Raw genomic sequence first — 17242 nt, 5'->3', positions numbered from 1 at the left:
CATAATAAACTGTATTCATTTTTAGATGTACTTAAAATTAGCACATGTTAAATTGTAATGCTTTCACAAAATAAACACAAGTTAAAGATTAACAATATTCATACAATAATGACTATTAAAAATACTAGCGTCAATAGTGGCAAGGCTTAAGATAAATGTGAACAAATTTTTAAAATTGTAAGCGTTTTCTTTATTGGTGGGTAATATGTTTTGAAATGTGGAATTTATGTATATAAAAAGCCGAGTCATGTTGAATATGACTCGGCTAAATATTGGATAATTATCTGTTATCTATATTTTCAGGGTATAAATCGTGGTTCATCATACGATACTCTGCCATTTTTTCGTATTTAGAATCTGGTCTTCCGTAGTTTGTATAAGGATCTATAGAAATGCCTCCACGTGGTGTGAATTTACCTAAAACCTCTATATAATGGGGGTCCATTAATTCTATTAAATCATTCATGATAACATTCATACAATCTTCGTGAAAATCACCATGGTTTCTAAAACTGAATAAGTATAATTTTAATGATTTAGATTCTACCATTTTGACGTTTGGAATATAAGAAATATAAATTGTCGCAAAATCAGGTTGTCCAGTAATAGGACATAGTGAAGTGAATTCTGGACAATTGAATTTTACAAAATAATCTCTACCTTGATGTTTATTGTCAAACACTTCTAATACTTCTGGTTTGTATTGATCATAATATTGATTATTTTGATTCCCTAATAACGTAATATCTTTTAAATCGTCTTTGTTTCTTCCCTCTGACATTATGATTCTCCTTTATTAATTGCTTCTTTAGGTTTTGGGTTTCTTTGGGCTTTCTTGAACATATAATAGCCTGCTAAGAATATAATAATGTATCCTAGGTAACTGAGTAAATCTGGTACTTCTTTAAATAAGATGAAACCGAGTATTGCACTGAATATTACAGATGCATATACAAATATTGAAATATCTTTTGCTGCTGCGAAACTATATGCAATTGTAATACCAAATTGACCAACTGTTGCAAAGACACCTGATAACAATAATATGATGACTTGTGAAAGTGTCATTGGTTCATATGTAAATATGACAAACGGAATTAATGCAACCGTAGAAAAGAATGAAAAGTAAAATACTGTTGTATATGATTTTTCACGTTGTCCTAAAGGTCGTAGTGCAGTATAAGCACCTGCAGCAAAAATTCCAGATAATAAACCAATAACTGCTGGCATCATATCTGAATCAAATGTTGGCTTAATGATAAACAATGCACCAAGAATCGCTACAACCATTGCAATTACTTGATATTTGCGTGCTTTTTCATTTAAAAATAACGCACAAAGTAGTATAGTCCAGAATGGGTTTAATTTCATTAACATATCCGCATCACTTAATACCATGTGATCAATTGCATAAATATTGAGTAATACACCAATAAGTCCAAGTGTAGAGCGTAAAATGAGTAACGGTTGATTTTCTAATTTACCGAAAAATGGTGCTTTATACTTCATGACAAAGTAAATAGGTACAATCATCGCGATGAGATTTCTGAAAAGTGATTTTTGGAAAACTGGTAAGTCACCAGATAATCTGAAGAATACTGCCATTAAACTAAAACCAATCGAAGAAATGAGTATTGCAATTATTCCTTTTACTGTGGAATTCATGTAAACACCTTCTATTTTTTATCAATGAACATATATTATCATAATTCACTTTAAAAAGTATATGACTTATTCAGTGATTGTTTTTAACAAAAAAATTTTTATGAAAGTAATTTTCAAATGTTGATATAGCAACGCTTAGTCGAAATAGAGAGAAAGTCAACCCTATTTTTTTAAAAATAATAAGGTATTATAAGTGTTATGAATCATTTAAAGTGTTATAATGAATCACATAATATAGTATGTGCTTATAAAACATAACACTATATCTTGTGTTTTGTGCATTTGAAATAAAAATGAATAAAGTGTTCATTTTTTTGTATTTTTTATTTCATTTATACAGTTGCATAGGCATTTACATGTGGTAGGTGAAAGTTTATGAAGATAATTTATTACTCTTTAACTGGTAATGTACGACGGTTCATACAGAGAGCAGGATTGTCTGACACAATGGCTCTCACTGAGGCAAACAAGACAAATGAAATAAATGAACCATTTATAATGGTTACAGGTACAATTGGATTTGGCCAAGTACCTGATACTGTACAAGATTTTTTGAAAGTGAATCATCATAATCTTAAAGCAGTAGCAGGTAGTGGAAATAGAAATTGGGGACAGAATTTCGCGAAAGCTAGTGAAGAAATCGCGAATCAATATCATGTCCCTTTATTGATGAAATTTGAGTTACACGGTAACCAAGCAATAGCAGATGAATTTAAAGAAAAGGTGGTTAATCTCTATGAAAATGATAAACAAACAAAAGAAAAATCATATTGAATTAAACAATAAGGTAACAAAGAGAAGAGAAGACGGCTTTTTCGATATTGAAAAAGATCAAGAAGCATTAGAAGTATACTTAGAAGAAATTGCAGAAAAAACAATTCAATTCAATGATCCTATTGAACGTTTACACTTTTTAGTTGAACAAGACTTTTATTATGACTTATTTAAAGAATACAGTGAGTCATCATTAAAAGAGATTAACCAGTTTGCAGATTCAATTCCTTTTCAATTTGCAAGTTACATGTCAGCTAGTAAGTTCTTCAAAGATTATGCTTTGAAGACTAATGACAAATCAGAATACCTTGAAACATATAAAGAACACGTTATTATTGTTTCTCTATATTTAGCTAAAGGTAATGTAGAACAAGCTAAACAATTTGTTGCAGGTATGATTGAACAACGTATCCAACCTGCAACACCAACATTCTTAAATGCTGGTAGAGCTAGACGTGGTGAGTTAGTAAGTTGTTTCCTATTAGAAGTTGATGATAGCTTAAATTCAATTAACTTTATAGATTCAACAGCTAAACAATTGAGTAAAATCGGTGGCGGTGTCGCAATCAACTTATCTAAATTGCGTGCACGTGGTGAAGCTATTAAAGGCATTAAAGGTGTCGCTAAGGGTGTATTACCAGTTGCTAAATCACTTGAAGGTGGCTTTAGTTATGCTGATCAACTTGGTCAAAGACCAGGTGCCGGTGCAGTATACTTAAACATCTTCCATTATGATGTATTAGAATTTTTAGATACTAAAAAAGTGAACGCAGATGAAGATATTAGATTATCTACTATTTCTACTGGTTTAATCGTGCCATCTAAATTCTTTGATTTAGCTAAAGAAGGTAAAGATTTCTATATGTTCGCTCCACATACTGTTGAACGCGAATATGGTGTGACACTTGATGATATTAATCTTGATGAATATTATGACGAACTTGTAGCAAATCCTAATATCATTAAAAAAGCTAAAGATGCACGTGATATGTTAAATACAATTGCTCAAACGCAATTGCAATCAGGTTATCCTTATTTGATGTTTAAAGATAATGCGAATAAAGTACATCCTAACTCTAATATCGGACAAATTAAAATGAGTAACTTATGTACAGAAATATTCCAATTACAAGAAACGTCAATTATTAACGATTATGGAACTGAAGATGAAATCAAACGTGATATTTCTTGTAACTTAGGTTCATTAAATATTGTAAACGTCATGGAATCTAAGAAATTCCGTGATTCTGTACATATTGGTATGGATGCTTTAACAGTTGTATCTGATGATACAGACATTAAAAATGCACCAGGTGTAAGAAAAGCAAATAATGAATTACATTCTGTAGGTTTAGGTGTTATGAACTTACATGGTTTCTTAGCTAAAAATAAAATTGGTTATGAATCAGAGCAAGCTAAAGACTTCGCAAATGTCTTCTTTATGATGATGAATTACTATTCTATTGAACGTTCAATGGAAATTGCGAAAGAAAGACACGAAACATATGTAGATTTCGACAAATCTGATTACGCTTCAGGTAAATACTTTGAAAAATATATACAACAAGATATTAAACCTGAATATGATAATGTTGCAGCATTATTTGAAGGTTTCGATATTCCAACTGCTGAAGATTGGAAAGCATTAGCAGAAGCTGTTAAAGAAAATGGTTTATACCATGCATATAGGCTTGCTATTGCACCAACTCAAAGTATTTCATATGTACAAAATGCTACAAGTTCTGTTATGCCTATTGTCGATCAAATTGAAAGAAGAACATATGGTAATGCAGAAACATTTTACCCAATGCCATTCTTATCGCCTGAAACAATGTGGTATTACAAATCAGCATTTAATACAGATCAAATGAAATTAATTGATTTAATTGCAACGATTCAAGAGCATGTGGACCAAGGTATTTCTACAATTTTATATGTAAATTCAGAGATTTCAACACGTGAACTTTCAAGATTATACGTATATGCTCACCATAAAGGCTTAAAATCACTTTACTATACACGAAATAAATTATTAAGCGTTGAAGAATGTACAAGTTGCGCAATCTAATCAATTTAATTAAGATAGGAGATCTAACATGAAGGCAGTAAACTGGAATACACAAGAAGATATGACGAATATGTTTTGGCGTCAAAACATCTCACAAATGTGGGTTGAGTCAGAATTTAAAGTATCTAAAGATATAGCAAGTTGGGAAACATTAACAGAACCTGAAAGAAATGCTTTTAAAAAGGCGTTAGCTGGTCTTACTGGATTAGATACACATCAAGCTGATGATGGCATGCCTTTAATCATGATGCATACGAAAGACTTACGTAAAAAAGCAGTGTATTCATTTATGGGTATGATGGAACAAATACATGCGAAAAGTTATTCACATATATTCACGACACTATTACCATCTAGTGAAACAAATGAATTATTAGATAAGTGGGTTGTTGAAGAACCACACTTGAAATATAAATCAGAAATGATTGTAGGTAATTATCATAAATTATGGGGTAAAGAAGCTTCCATTTATGATCAATACATGGCAAGAGTATCAAGTGTGTTCTTAGAAACATTCTTATTCTACTCTGGTTTCTACTATCCATTATATTTAGCTGGACAAGGCCGTATGACAACTTCAGGAGAAATCATCCGTAAAATTTTACTAGATGAATCTATCCATGGTGTGTTTACAGGACTAGATGCACAAAGTTTAAAAAATGAATTATCACAAGATGAACAAATTAAAGCGGATAGAGAAATGTATCGTATGCTTGATTTACTATACAAAAATGAATACGAATATACAAAAACATTATATGATGAAATAGGATTAACAAATGATGTTATGAACTACGTAACATATAATGCAAATAAAGCATTAGCTAATTTAGGATTTGAACCATATTATGAAGAAAAAGCGTTCAACCCTATCATTGAAAATGCATTAAATACAAGTACTAAAAACCATGACTTCTTCAGTGTTAAAGGTGACGGTTATGTACTAGCATTAAATGTAGAAGCACTTAAAGATGAAGACTTCATCTTTGATGAAAAGTAAAATATTAAAAGAGTCTAGGACATACATTTTGTTCTAGGCTCTTTTTATTGTGTAATTAAAAAGTTAACATATTTTTCAATATTTATGGTAATTTATGTGATATTTATTGTTTATAATGAAGTTAATATATTGAAAGGTGGGTTATATTCATGAAAAGAATATTACTAGGGGTATTAACAGTATTAGTTATTTCTGTTCTAGCTGCATGTGGAAATGACAAAAAAGAGGATGAGCATCAACATTCAGAGCATAAGTCTTCTGATAAACCTCAAGCTTTAGAAGTGGCTTTAGATGTACCTAAAGAAGCTAAAAGAGGTGAAGAAGTAGAACTTTCTGCAAAAGTGACACTTGGTGATGAAAAAGTGAAAGATGCAGATGAGGTGATGTTTGAAATCGTTAAAGATGGGGACAAAAAATCTTCAGAAATGAAAAAAGTTAAAGAAAACAAAGATGGGGTATATACTTTAAAATATAAATTTAAAGATGCGGGTCAATATAATATAACAAGTCACGTTACTGCTAGAGATCAACATACAATGCCAAATAAAGATATTAATATAAAATAATTATAAAAGAGTGGTGGAATTTAATTCCATCACTCTTTTTTTAAATGGCATTGCATTTACCCATACTCTTCATTACAATAGAGATAATGATAATCGTTATCAACTAAAAAGAAGTAGGGTGTGAAATGGGAAAGTTTTTAATGCGTTTAGATGTTTTGATTATTTTATTAGTAATTGCAACGTTCTTCTCTATATTTATAGGTGTTTCAGAAGTAAAACCATTACATATATTAAATTTAACAGACGAACAGAAGAACATTTTAGTATCAAGTAGAATTCCGAGAACAGTCAGTATTATTATCTCAGGTAGCTCGTTAGCTATTTGTGGACTGATTATGCAACAGCTTACAAGAAATAAATTCGTTTCTCCAACAACTGCAGGGACAATGGATTGGGCCAGATTAGGTATATTAATTTCTCTTATCGCTTTTCCAGAAGCCAACATACTACTTAAATTATTATTTGCTACATTATTAAGTTTATTTGGAACAATGCTATTCATGCAAATTCTCCGTAGAATTCAATTTAAAGATGTTATTTTTATACCATTAGTTGGTATTATGCTCGGAAACATAGTGTCAAGTTTTTCTTCTTTTGTTGCATTACGTACAAATGCTGTACAAAGTATTGGTAATTTTATGCAAGGTAATTTCTCAATTATTACAAGCGGTAGATATGAAATTCTTTATATTAGTATTCCGTTATTGATTTTAGCATTTATATTTGCGAATCAATTTACGATTGCTGGTATGGGTAAAGATTTTAGTGTGAATTTAGGACTTAATTATCAAAAAGTCGTCAATATCGGACTGATCATTGCCTCAATCATTACGGCACTTGTTGTTGTAACAGTTGGTATGATGCCATTCTTAGGTTTAATTATTCCTAACTTAGTTTCAATATTCAGAGGAGATCATTTAAAAAATGCATTGCCACATACAGCTGTATTTGGTGCATTGTTTGTCATGATTTGTGATGTAATAGGTCGATTAATTATATTCCCTTATGAAATTACAATTGGTTTAACAATTGGTGTGATTGGTAGTTTCATATTTATAGTATTGCTGATGAAAGGACGTTCAAGAAATGCTCAATAAATTAACCCCTATACATAAATTAATCCTTTTATCTGTGTTAACGCTATTAATTGCAGCACTTTATTTACTTTATAACATTAATCCTAATATATTGGCGTATCAATTAACCGGACGTGTTAGAAAAGTTATTGCAATGCTATTAGTAGGTGGCAGTATTGCAGTTTCAACAGTTATTTTCCAAACAATCACGAATAATAGAATTTTAACACCATCCATCATTGGTTTAGATGCAGTCTATATGTTTATTAAAACGTCTTTAATATTTTTATTTGGTTCAACATCGACTGTCGTACTCAATAATCATCTTAACTTTTTGATTACATTGGTTGGTATGATTCTATTTAGTTTATTCTTATTCCAAATATTGTTTAGGTCTAAAGATCAAAATGTCTTCTTCATATTATTACTAGGTATTGTTTTTGGAACATTCTTCTCAAGTTTATCTAGTTTTATTGAAATGATGATAGATCCTGAAGAATTCTTATCTATACAAAGTGCAATGTTCGCAAGCTTTGGAGCAATAAATGAAGGTTTACTTACAATATCAGGCATTGTTTTATTAATTATGATATTCATTGCTTTTAAGATAAAGAACTACTTAGATGTATTGTCTTTAGGAAGAGACCAAGCTATTAACCTTGGTGTTAATTATACAAATGTGACGAGATGGTTAATGGTTATGGTTGCACTACTTGTCACAATTTCAACAGCACTTGTTGGACCCATTACATTTTTAGGTCTACTTGTCGTGAATTTAGCACATGAATTCATCAAAGAATTCGAACATAAATACATATTACCGGCTTCAATACTCATCAGTTGGATCAGCTTATTTTTAGGTCAATGGGTCGTGGAGCACTTGTTTGAAGGTAATACAGAAATTAGCATCATGATTAACTTTATAGGTGGCATTTACTTTATATTCTTAATTTTAAAGGAGCGTAATGTAGCATGATTAAAGTCGAAGGATTAACAAAAGCTTATCATCATCATAAAGTTGTTGATGAAGTCGATATAGAAATTGAAAAAGGGAAAATCACATCATTCATTGGTCCAAACGGGGCAGGTAAAAGTACGGTCTTAGCGATGGTCAGCCGCTTAATTGATAAAGATAACGGTAAAATCACGATAGACGATCAAGATATCGCTTCAATGAAAAGCAATGAACTTGCTAAGAAACTAGCAATTTTAAAACAAACTAATCATACAGAACTTAAAATTTCAGTAAGACAACTCGTGAGTTTCGGAAGATTTCCATATTCAAAAGGTAAATTAAAAAAAGAAGATCAAGATATGATTGATAAAGCGCTAGATTATTTAGGACTCACTGAAATTCAAGATAAATATTTAAGTGAGCTATCAGGTGGTCAAAGACAAAGAGCTTATATCGCGATGACGATAGCTCAAGATACAGAATACATTCTATTAGATGAACCATTGAACAATCTAGATATGAAACATTCTGTACAGATTATGAAAATCTTAAGAAGACTTGTGAAAGAAATGAACAAGACAATCGTAATCGTTATACATGATATTAATTTTGCTTCATGCTATTCAGATAGAATTATCGCGATCAAAGAAGGTAAAGTTGAAATCGCCGGTATTAAAAACGATGTTATTTGTGAGGATGTATTACGTGACATTTATGACTTAGAAATTAAAATTCAAGAAATTAATGGTCAACGTATTTGTGTCTATTTTGATGATGAATACATCGAAGAAGAAGAAATTAAAACATTAGCTATATAGCAAAATTGATATCACATTGAAAGGAGTGATGTTTGTAATTTGTTGGGCAATAGGGTTTTGGACGCATAATTTATCATAATATTTGAAGGAGAGACATCGATAATGAAAAAAGTTTTCAGTTTTATTTTAATTGCAGTATTATCAGTTGTACTTGTAGCATGTGGAAGTAATTCAAGTAGTAAAGAAAAATCATCAAAAGGTGATACTAAGAGTGAGTCTAAAACAGTAGAAATCCAATCGAAATATCAAATTCGTGGTGAAAAGAAAGATGGCAGTGATTCAAAAACTGTAGAAGATAAAGTTAAAGTACCTGTTAACCCTAAAAAAGTTGTTGTATTAGACTACGGTGCTTTAGATACAATTGAAGCTTTAGGTGCTAAAGATGCAGTTAAAGGTGTACCAAAAGGTGAAGGTGGCGCATCATTACCAAAATTCTTAGATGCATTTAAAGGCGACGACATTGTAAACACTGGTTCAGTTAAAGAAGTAAACTATGATAAAGTAGCAGAAGTTCAACCAGACTTAATCTTATTCTCTGGTCGTACAGCTGGAACTGAAGTACAAGATGAATTGAAAAAAGCAGCACCAGATGCAGCACGTTTATATGTTGGTGCAGATGATAACAATTACTTAGAATCAGTAGAAGAAAACACAACTAACTTAGGTAAAATCTTCGACAAAGAAAGCAAAGCAAAAGAATTAAACGCTGATTTAGATAAAAAAGTGAAATCTGCTAAAGATAAAGCTAAAAAATCAGACGACAAAGCAATGTACTTATTAGTTAACGAAGGTGAATTATCTACATACGGTCCAGGTGCTAGATTTGGTAGCTTAATCTTTGATGTATTAGGTGTTACACCAGTAGATAAAGATATTAAAGCAAGCGGTCACGGACAACCAGTAAGTTATGAATATATCACTGAGAAAAACCCTGGAATCATCTATGCTATGGACAGAGGTCAAGCAATCGGTGGTAAATCAACTGCTAAGAAAGCATTATCAAATGACGTAATTAAAGATGTAGATGCAGTTAAGAACGACAAAGTTGTTAATGTAGATGCACAATTATGGTACTTAGCTTCAGGTGGCGTAAGAACAACTGAAAAACAAGTAGACGAAGTTATTAAAGGTTTAGAATAATAACATAAGAAAAGCATGGGACGTGGTGTCCCATGCTTTTTCTCTTATTCTAAAGGTTCTCCAATGATTCTAACTTCTCTTTTGAGTTCCACATCAAATTTCTCTTTAACGACTTTTTGAACGTGTTTAATGATGTTCTCATAGTCTGTAGCTGTTCCGTTATCAACATTAACGATAAATCCAGCATGTTTAGTAGAAACTTCTACACCACCTATTCTATGCCCTTGTAATTCAGCGTCTTGAATAAGTTTACCTGCGAAGTGATTTGGTGGTCTTTGGAACACGCTTCCGCATGAAGGGTATTCTAAAGGTTGTTTATCTTCACGACGTTGTGTAAGATCATCCATTGTTGCTTGAATAGATGTAATATCTCCATCTTGTAATTTAAAAGTTGCTTCTAGTACGACTAGGTGTTTACGTTGAACGATACTTGTACGATAGTCCAATTCTAAGTCTTCACCTTTAATGATATGTAACTGACCAGTATCATCTACTGCTTTAATATGGTCGATACAACCTTTGATTTCACCGCCATATGCACCAGCGTTCATATATACTGCGCCACCGACAGATCCAGGTATACCACAGGCAAATTCTAAACCAGTTAAATGGTGATCTCTAGCACGTCTTGAAACATCAATAATTGCTGCACCGCTTCCACATGTAATGGATTGATTTTTCACCGTTATTTGATTGAATTGTAATAAGCTTATAACAATTCCTCTTATACCACCATCACGGATGATAATATTAGAACCATTCCCCAAAAATGTAAGTGGAATTTGATTGTTATAAGCAAATTCTATTATCTTTTGTACTTCTGTATATGAAGTAGGTGATAAGTAGAAATCTGCATTGCCACCAGTTTTTGTGAAAGTGTATTTTTTAAGTGGCTCATTTACTTTTATAAGGGATTTTGGGAGAAAGTTAGAAAGCTCCTCCAAAATTGTATGATTCTCCAACGCACGACGTCCTTTCTGTATTATGCTCTCACATTATTATATCAAGATTTATCATCTTAAGCGAATGGGTTATTTTTTATGTTTTTGAACAAGTTGTTGAAACCATTTTTGTTTTTGAGCTTCGTAATCTTTTATACTATTTGCTTCAAGTAAAGCAGCTTTCTTAAAGGATTCAAATGTTTGTATGACATCTGTATCATTTGTTAAAAGTGACTCTACAGTTAAATAATCATATAACATTTGATTGTTTTGTTCAACAATATGTAAACGTGCTATTTGCTTTAAGCTTATCATGTCTTGGAATTGAGCCATCATGACTTTTTTATTGTAACCATTATGTAATCGATATATGCGGTGATAATTGAGTCTTTTTTCATCGAGGCTTGTAATATCGTGAAGTGATTTTACCGTAACAAGTACATCTACGATAGGTTCTGTAACATATTGTGTTTGTTTCGTACCACCGATATGGAATACATCTATCACTGGCGTATCAAGCAAATGTATTAATAATTGTTGAATACTTTCAAAATTTAGTTTAAAATCATCTGATGATTGTAATTGAATAAAGGGTTGTGGAAGTTTAAGCATAATAGCTCCTTTCTAAAATCCATGCATGAATATACTATATAACATTTTCATTATCCATGAAATTATGTATAATACAAGTGAAACAGGGGTGCAATGATGAAAATTAAATTATTTTATTTAATGATATTTGTTCTTGTTTTAATTATTGCAGCTTGTGGTAACGAATTACATTCAGATCTTCAAAAGTATAAAAGGGAAATGAAACCTATTTATAAAAAAGAGAATTCAATTCTTAAAGATATAGATAAATTAAGATTAAATCAGTTAGATCAACTTATTGGTACGGAAGTAACAGTTGAAAAACGTAAAGAATTGAATGAACTTCAAGATAAAATCGACAAGCAAATTATACCTGAAGTTAAAGATCTTAGTAAGCAAGCTCATAATATAAATGTAAGCACAAATGAGGTTCAAGATGCTCATGATATTTACATGAGTAATATAGAAAAGAAAGAAAAAACATTAGAAGAATTAAATGAGTACATTTCATTATTTAAACAATCCATCCAATCTAATGAGAAAATATTAGACTATACAGATGTATTTGAACAGAACAAATCTGATGCAGAGAAAAATGCTAAATTAGCTAAAAATAATCCTGATGATAAAGAAGATTATGATGCACTTGTTTCTGTTATTGATAAGAATAGTGAAGAATTAAGTACGAAAGCTAAATATTTAAATGATACTCAAAACGTGCAAGATAGAGCGGACTATATTGAGAAAGATATTATCCCATTATTTTCTAAAAATATTAAATCACTGAATCAAACGAATATTTCATCTAAACGTGTTAATCAGATGAGACAAGCTCAAATAGAAGTGTATTATACTTTAATTAATTACTATAAAGAACGTAAAAAAGGTATTCTTATAGAAGATAAACTTCAAAAAGTCCAAGTACAAAATGGCGTAAGTTCTCAATTTAGTTACTTAGGTAAAGATGAAAAGTACAACAAAGCGATAGATAGATTAGATAAGTAAAACACACCAAATACATTGTTTTATGTAATCGGTGTGTTTTATTTTATTGCTTATCAATTGTATCTTTAGGGTTGTCTTTGTTGCGCTTTGATAAATATATATTTTTACCTATAAGTGAAATAAACCATATAGAAAATGCTATTACAAGAATATACGATAATGCAGGTTGGTTTTTAAAATCAAATAAAAATAAGACAGAAATAATAAGTAAACATGCATTGATCGTATCAATCATACCCCATCTTTTAATAAGTACGGGTGAAGTATTTTTGGACAAATTTCGCACCTCCTTAATATATATTAACAAGTATACCAAAATTGTCTTGTGGTTAATATTATAGATTGCGGGTAAAGATAATAAAGATAATTATTAAAAATAGAATTTGCCATATAAATGGATAAATGATATAGTGTTCAATTGTATTGGTTAAATTATGATAGAGGTGAATTAAAATGGTCGTGAAATTAACTTCCATCGATCAATTTGAAAAAGTACTCAATGATAATCCAAACGTATTTGTTATGAAACATAGCAGTACTTGTCCTATTTCAGCAAGTGCATATGATCAATTTAACAAATTCTTATATGAAAGAGATATGGATGGTTATTACTTAATTGTTCAAGAAGAAAGAGAATTGTCTGATTATATAGCCGATAAAACTGGAATCAAACATGAATCACCACAAGCATTTTACTTTGTTAATGGTAATGCTGAATGGGATGCAGATCATGAAAATATCACAGTCGCAAGTTTATCGAAAGCAGAAGAGTAAGTGAAACATATGCAAACAGTCTGATTGGACTGTTTGTTTTTTTGTTAATTGAAGTAAAAAACAGTATAATGAATTAAGATAAAAAGCATGAGGTGAAAATTATGAGAGTATTAGTTGCGATGGATGAGTTTGATAGTATTTTATCTAGTTACCATGCAAATCGATTTGTCGAAGAAGCAATAAAGTCTCAATTTAATGAAGCAGACATAGTACAAGTCCCATTATTTAATGGTCAAAGGGAAGTTATAGATTCAGTATTATTATGGCAATCTGGCACTAAATATTCAGTGGATCATCATGACGCATATATGAGACCAAAGTCGTCTTCATATGTTGTAACAGAGAAAGATATCATTGTCATTGAAGCGGGTAATGTTTTAACTTCAAGTGAGGATATTATTAAACCACTTGAAACGTCTTCATTTGGACTAGGAGAAGTGATTTTAGAAGCGCTGAATGAAGACAGTAATGAGATATTAATTTCAGTCGGTGATGTCGCAAGTTACGATGGTGGACTTGGTATGTTACAAGCATTAGGAGCTAAATTCTTTGATGCTGAAGGTAGTTTTATAGATGTTAGCCAAGGTGCAAAACAGATTAAATATATAAGAACAATTGATTTATATGATTTAGATAAAAGGTTAAAAGATAAAAATATCAAAGTGATAACAGACTTTGAATCAAAGTATTATGGTAAGAATAGTCGTATCATGAAAGAGCAAGCAAGCAATCAAATTGCTATTGAAGATGCTGTATCAATTGATAATGCTTTATGGTATATTAGTGAACTATTTAAGAGCCAACATAGAATCTTATTAGGTAAAGAAGAACGTGGTGGCTCAGGAAGTGGCTTAGCTGCCTTGTTTAATTGTCTATGGGACGCACAACTTGTTACAGGTGGAGATGTTGTAAATGAGCTTACTTATTTAGATAAGTTGATTGAACAAGCTGACTTAATCGTATTCGGTGAAGGTTTGAAACCTAATCAACAATTGCTAGAGACGACGTCTGTAAGAATTGCTGAACTTTGTAACAAATATCAAAAAGTCAATATTGCGATATGCGCAACAGATGAAAAGTTTGATCAATACTTGGAACAAGATGTAACAGCTATGTATAAAGTATTTAATAAAGATCAATATTCAATGAGTGATTTAGAATTAGGTATAGCTTTAAGACATTTAACAACACAATCGCTAAGATTATTAAAAGCTAATATATAAAAATAAGAGCCTGAGACACTGTATTTGTCTCAGGCTCTTATATGTTGTTTTAAGACTGTTGTTCAAATTCTGATACGATACCTACTATCGTATGTACAGCTTTTTCCATAACATCTATGGAAGCATACTCATACGGTCCGTGGAAGTTTGCGCCACCTGTAAATAAATTAGGTGTTGGTAATCCCATGAATGAGAGTTGTGAACCGTCTGTACCACCTCTAATAGGTTCAATAATAGGTGTCATACCTAATGATTCAATAACTTTTTCAGGTATGTTCACAAGTTCAGGTTGTGGCTTGATTTTTTCACCCATATTGTAATACTGATCTTTGATTGTTACAGTTATCAGTTCTTGATCATATTTATGATTTAATACTTTTGCGATATCTAATAAATGATTTTTTCTACGTTCGAACTGTGCTTTATCATGATCACGAATAATATATTGTAGCGTTGCTTTCTCAACAGTACCTGTCATGTCAGATAAATGATAGAAGCCCTCATAACCTTCAGTATGTTCAGGTACTTCATCACTAGGCAATTGATCATTAAATGCCATTGCTAAAGTATTAGCATTAACCATAACATCCTTCGCTGAACCTGGATGTACGTTTACGCCGTTAACTTCAACGACTGCAGAAGCCGCATTAAAGCTTTCGTATTGTAATTCGCCTTCTAAGCTACCATCTAAAGTATAAGCAAAATCAGCGTTAAATCGTTCAACATCGAAATGATGTGGTCCTCTACCAATTTCTTCATCTGGTGTAAAGCTGAATCTAATCTTGCCGTGTTTAATTTCAGGATGTTCTAATAAGTAAATAATCGCTTCCATAATCTCAACGACACCGGCTTTATCATCAGCACCTAGTAAAGTTGTACCGTCTGTTGTCATTAATGTATGACCAATTACTTTTTCAAGTTGTGGGAAAGTCTTCGTGCTTAATACTTTGTCTGTATTACCTAATGTAATATTTTCTCCGTTATATTGTTCTACAATAACAGGATTAACATTTGATGCATGGTAATCTGGAGACGTATCAATATGTGCCAATAACCCTATAGTAGGTACATCCTTATCTGTATTTGACGGTAAAGTGGCCATTAAATACCCTTTATCATCTACGTCAACTTCAAGATTTAATGCTTTAATTTCTTCTTCAAGCATATGGATTAAATCCCATTGCTTTTCAGTAGATGGCGTACTTTCACTTGCTGCATCAGCTTGTGTATCTACTTTTACATATCTTGTTAATCGATCAATTAGACGTTGTTTCAAATTGCTCGCTCCCTTTACATCTATTTACGTTATTTATTATACGCTTTTTTGTTTCTTAGAAGCAAAAGAATGCTTTGTTCTGACATAGATTTGGAAAATGATTTCAGAACATAAAATACCAAACGCGATTGCACCAGAAATGAGTGTCGCTTGTAGTGTTGTATTAATTGCAACATCATAATTGTTGATAACTAAGTTTTTAGTTGCATCATATGCTAAGCCTCCAGGAACGAGAGGGATAATACCGGCAACTATAAAGATAATCATTGGACGTTTGTAATAGCGACTCATAATATGACTCATTAACGCTAAGGCAAAGCTACCATAGAATGATGCTTGTACTTTATCGATGCCAAAGTCTAACGAAATGGTATAAATCATCCAGCCCATCGCACCAACAATACCACATGCTATTAATAGTCTCTTAGGTGCATTAAAAATGACAGAGAAAAACAACGTTGCGGTAAAACTTAACAAAATTTGATATATATAATCTAACATTTAAAGCACCTCCTTAACTAAGTAATAATACGATAGCAACACCAGCACCAATAGCAAATGCCGTAAGTGCCGCTTCTACACCTTTAGATATACCTGCAAGCAACTGTCCTGCCATTAAGTCTCTGATTGCATTTGTAATCAAGACACCTGGTACAAGTGGCATAACAGAAGCGATTGTAATTAAGCTTAAATTAACGCCTATAAAGAAATTCACACTAATCGTTGCGATTGTAGCAATAATTAATGAACTTATAAACTCTGTGAAGAATTTAATTCTAATCGTGTTATGGACAAGGGACATCGTTAAATATCCTACACCACCCGCAATGAATGAAGGGATGACTTCAGCTTGTTTACCACCAAACATAGGTAAAAAACAGGCTGATGCTATCGCTGCAGCTAATACTTTTAACCAAAATGGAAATTGTAATGAAGCATGATGTAAATGGATCAGCTCTGATTTAGCTTCATCTATCGTTAGTTCATTGTTAGCTATCTTACGTGATATTTGATTCGTTAAAGAAATCTTCTCTAAATCTGTTGTACGTTCATCTATTCTAATCAGACGTGTATTTGTTCTGTCATTAAGCGAGAATATAATCGCAGTAGATGTTACAAAGCTATGTGTATTTTCTAAGCCATAACTTGTAGCGATTCTTGCCATTGTATCTTCAACTCGATATGTTTCAGCGCCACTTTCTAAAAGTATGCGACCGGCAGTCATGACAACATCAATGATTTTATTTTCATCTATAATCGTGAAGTCTTGTATCTCTTCCATAGTAACCTCCAGTTTCGTATTGAATTTTATGTAAATAATCAAATTAAAAACGATTCAACAAAAAACATAGAATTGCTAGAGGCAATTC

At 31.6% G+C, this 17242-nt stretch carries 19 protein-coding genes; 11 read left to right on the top strand and 8 right to left on the bottom strand.

All coding sequences use genetic code 11. From position 1 onward, the window contains the following. Positions 1-280: 280 nt before the first annotated feature. Entirely contained in the window at positions 281-781 is a 501-nt protein-coding gene (queF, locus tag MHH94_RS11555; RefSeq protein WP_048539940.1) for a preQ(1) synthase, read from the bottom strand. Further along, positions 781-1665: a DMT family transporter gene (locus MHH94_RS11550; protein ID WP_078355509.1), complete on the bottom strand. Its 885-nt coding sequence runs from the start codon at positions 1663-1665 to the stop codon at positions 781-783. Before MHH94_RS11550 ends, queF begins: the two co-directional genes overlap by 1 nt. Positions 1666-2040: 375 nt before the next feature. Here MHH94_RS11550 and nrdI point away from each other — a divergent pair, with 375 nt between their 5' ends. The 8 genes from nrdI to MHH94_RS11510 all read left to right on the top strand — a co-directional run bounded on the left by nrdI (position 2041) and on the right by MHH94_RS11510 (position 10062). Beyond that, positions 2041-2439: a class Ib ribonucleoside-diphosphate reductase assembly flavoprotein NrdI gene (gene nrdI / locus MHH94_RS11545; protein WP_025905413.1), complete on the top strand. Its 399-nt coding sequence runs from the start codon at positions 2041-2043 to the stop codon at positions 2437-2439. Continuing rightward, a complete protein-coding gene (nrdE, locus tag MHH94_RS11540; protein WP_048539938.1) occupies positions 2402-4507 on the top strand; it encodes a class 1b ribonucleoside-diphosphate reductase subunit alpha in 2106 nt (701 codons plus the stop codon). Before nrdI ends, nrdE begins: the two co-directional genes overlap by 38 nt. A 28-nt stretch (positions 4508-4535) precedes the next feature. Continuing rightward, positions 4536-5507: a class 1b ribonucleoside-diphosphate reductase subunit beta gene (nrdF, locus tag MHH94_RS11535; RefSeq protein ID WP_048539937.1), complete on the top strand. Its 972-nt coding sequence runs from the start codon at positions 4536-4538 to the stop codon at positions 5505-5507. Positions 5508-5656: 149 nt separating this feature from the next. Continuing rightward, positions 5657-6073, top strand: coding sequence for a FixH family protein (locus tag MHH94_RS11530; RefSeq protein WP_048539936.1), 417 nt, complete (start codon positions 5657-5659; stop codon positions 6071-6073). Positions 6074-6198: 125 nt separating this feature from the next. Beyond that, positions 6199-7170 (top strand): ABC transporter permease, encoded by a 972-nt coding sequence (locus MHH94_RS11525; RefSeq protein WP_025905417.1) that lies wholly within the window; start codon positions 6199-6201, stop codon positions 7168-7170. Then, positions 7160-8125, top strand: coding sequence for an iron chelate uptake ABC transporter family permease subunit (locus tag MHH94_RS11520; protein ID WP_048539935.1), 966 nt, complete (start codon positions 7160-7162; stop codon positions 8123-8125). The genes MHH94_RS11525 and MHH94_RS11520 overlap by 11 nt, the downstream gene beginning before the upstream one ends. Further along, positions 8122-8922 (top strand): iron ABC transporter ATP-binding protein, encoded by an 801-nt coding sequence (locus tag MHH94_RS11515; RefSeq protein ID WP_058591622.1) that lies wholly within the window; start codon positions 8122-8124, stop codon positions 8920-8922. The genes MHH94_RS11520 and MHH94_RS11515 overlap by 4 nt, the downstream gene beginning before the upstream one ends. A 102-nt stretch (positions 8923-9024) precedes the next feature. After that, positions 9025-10062 (top strand): ferrated catecholamine ABC transporter substrate-binding lipoprotein SstD, encoded by a 1038-nt coding sequence (locus MHH94_RS11510; protein ID WP_048539933.1) that lies wholly within the window; start codon positions 9025-9027, stop codon positions 10060-10062. 44 nt (positions 10063-10106) lie between these two features. On the opposite strand, the gene murB is transcribed toward MHH94_RS11510, so the two are convergent. Further along, positions 10107-11024, bottom strand: a complete 918-nt coding sequence (gene murB / locus MHH94_RS11505; RefSeq protein ID WP_078355512.1) for a UDP-N-acetylmuramate dehydrogenase — start codon at positions 11022-11024, stop codon at positions 10107-10109. Positions 11025-11093: 69 nt separating this feature from the next. Then, the gene (locus MHH94_RS11500) at positions 11094-11615 is read right to left on the bottom strand and encodes a GrpB family protein (protein ID WP_058591620.1); all 522 of its coding nucleotides are present in this window, start codon (positions 11613-11615) and stop codon (positions 11094-11096) included. Positions 11616-11711: 96 nt separating this feature from the next. Between MHH94_RS11500 and MHH94_RS11495 the strand changes: the two genes are divergently transcribed. Beyond that, entirely contained in the window at positions 11712-12599 is an 888-nt protein-coding gene (locus MHH94_RS11495) for an EMYY motif lipoprotein (protein ID WP_078355513.1), read from the top strand. Between the two features lie 43 nt (positions 12600-12642). On the opposite strand, the gene MHH94_RS11490 is transcribed toward MHH94_RS11495, so the two are convergent. Beyond that, entirely contained in the window at positions 12643-12885 is a 243-nt protein-coding gene (locus tag MHH94_RS11490; RefSeq protein ID WP_227531834.1) for a hypothetical protein, read from the bottom strand. 167 nt (positions 12886-13052) lie between these two features. On the opposite strand from MHH94_RS11490, the gene ytxJ reads away from it, so the two are divergent. Continuing rightward, complete coding sequence (ytxJ, locus tag MHH94_RS11485; RefSeq protein ID WP_025905425.1) at positions 13053-13373, top strand: bacillithiol system redox-active protein YtxJ; 321 nt, start codon at positions 13053-13055, stop codon at positions 13371-13373. Between the two features lie 101 nt (positions 13374-13474). Beyond that, on the top strand, positions 13475-14596 hold the full coding sequence (locus MHH94_RS11480) for a glycerate kinase (RefSeq protein ID WP_078355514.1): 1122 nt from the start codon (positions 13475-13477) through the stop codon (positions 14594-14596). A 49-nt stretch (positions 14597-14645) separates the two neighbouring features. Here the strand turns inward: MHH94_RS11480 and pepT are convergent, their stop codons facing one another. From pepT to MHH94_RS11465, 3 genes are read right to left on the bottom strand one after another with little or no spacing between them, the layout of a single operon-like run. Continuing rightward, entirely contained in the window at positions 14646-15872 is a 1227-nt protein-coding gene (gene pepT, locus MHH94_RS11475; protein WP_075577739.1) for a peptidase T, read from the bottom strand. Positions 15873-15908: 36 nt separating this feature from the next. Continuing rightward, complete coding sequence (locus MHH94_RS11470; protein WP_048539926.1) at positions 15909-16373, bottom strand: threonine/serine exporter family protein; 465 nt, start codon at positions 16371-16373, stop codon at positions 15909-15911. A 13-nt stretch (positions 16374-16386) separates the two neighbouring features. After that, positions 16387-17154 carry a threonine/serine exporter family protein gene (locus tag MHH94_RS11465; RefSeq protein ID WP_037588735.1) on the bottom strand — a complete coding sequence of 256 codons (768 nt, stop codon included), beginning with the start codon at positions 17152-17154 and terminating at the stop codon, positions 16387-16389. Positions 17155-17242 lie beyond the last annotated feature (88 nt).

The sequence above is a fragment of the Mammaliicoccus sp. FSL K6-3158 genome (genome assembly GCF_038005105.1).
GTDB lineage: Bacteria > Bacillota > Bacilli > Staphylococcales > Staphylococcaceae > Mammaliicoccus > Mammaliicoccus sciuri.
Note: the sequence above shows the minus strand (reverse complement) of the source record. Positions and strands in the feature narration are given on the sequence as shown.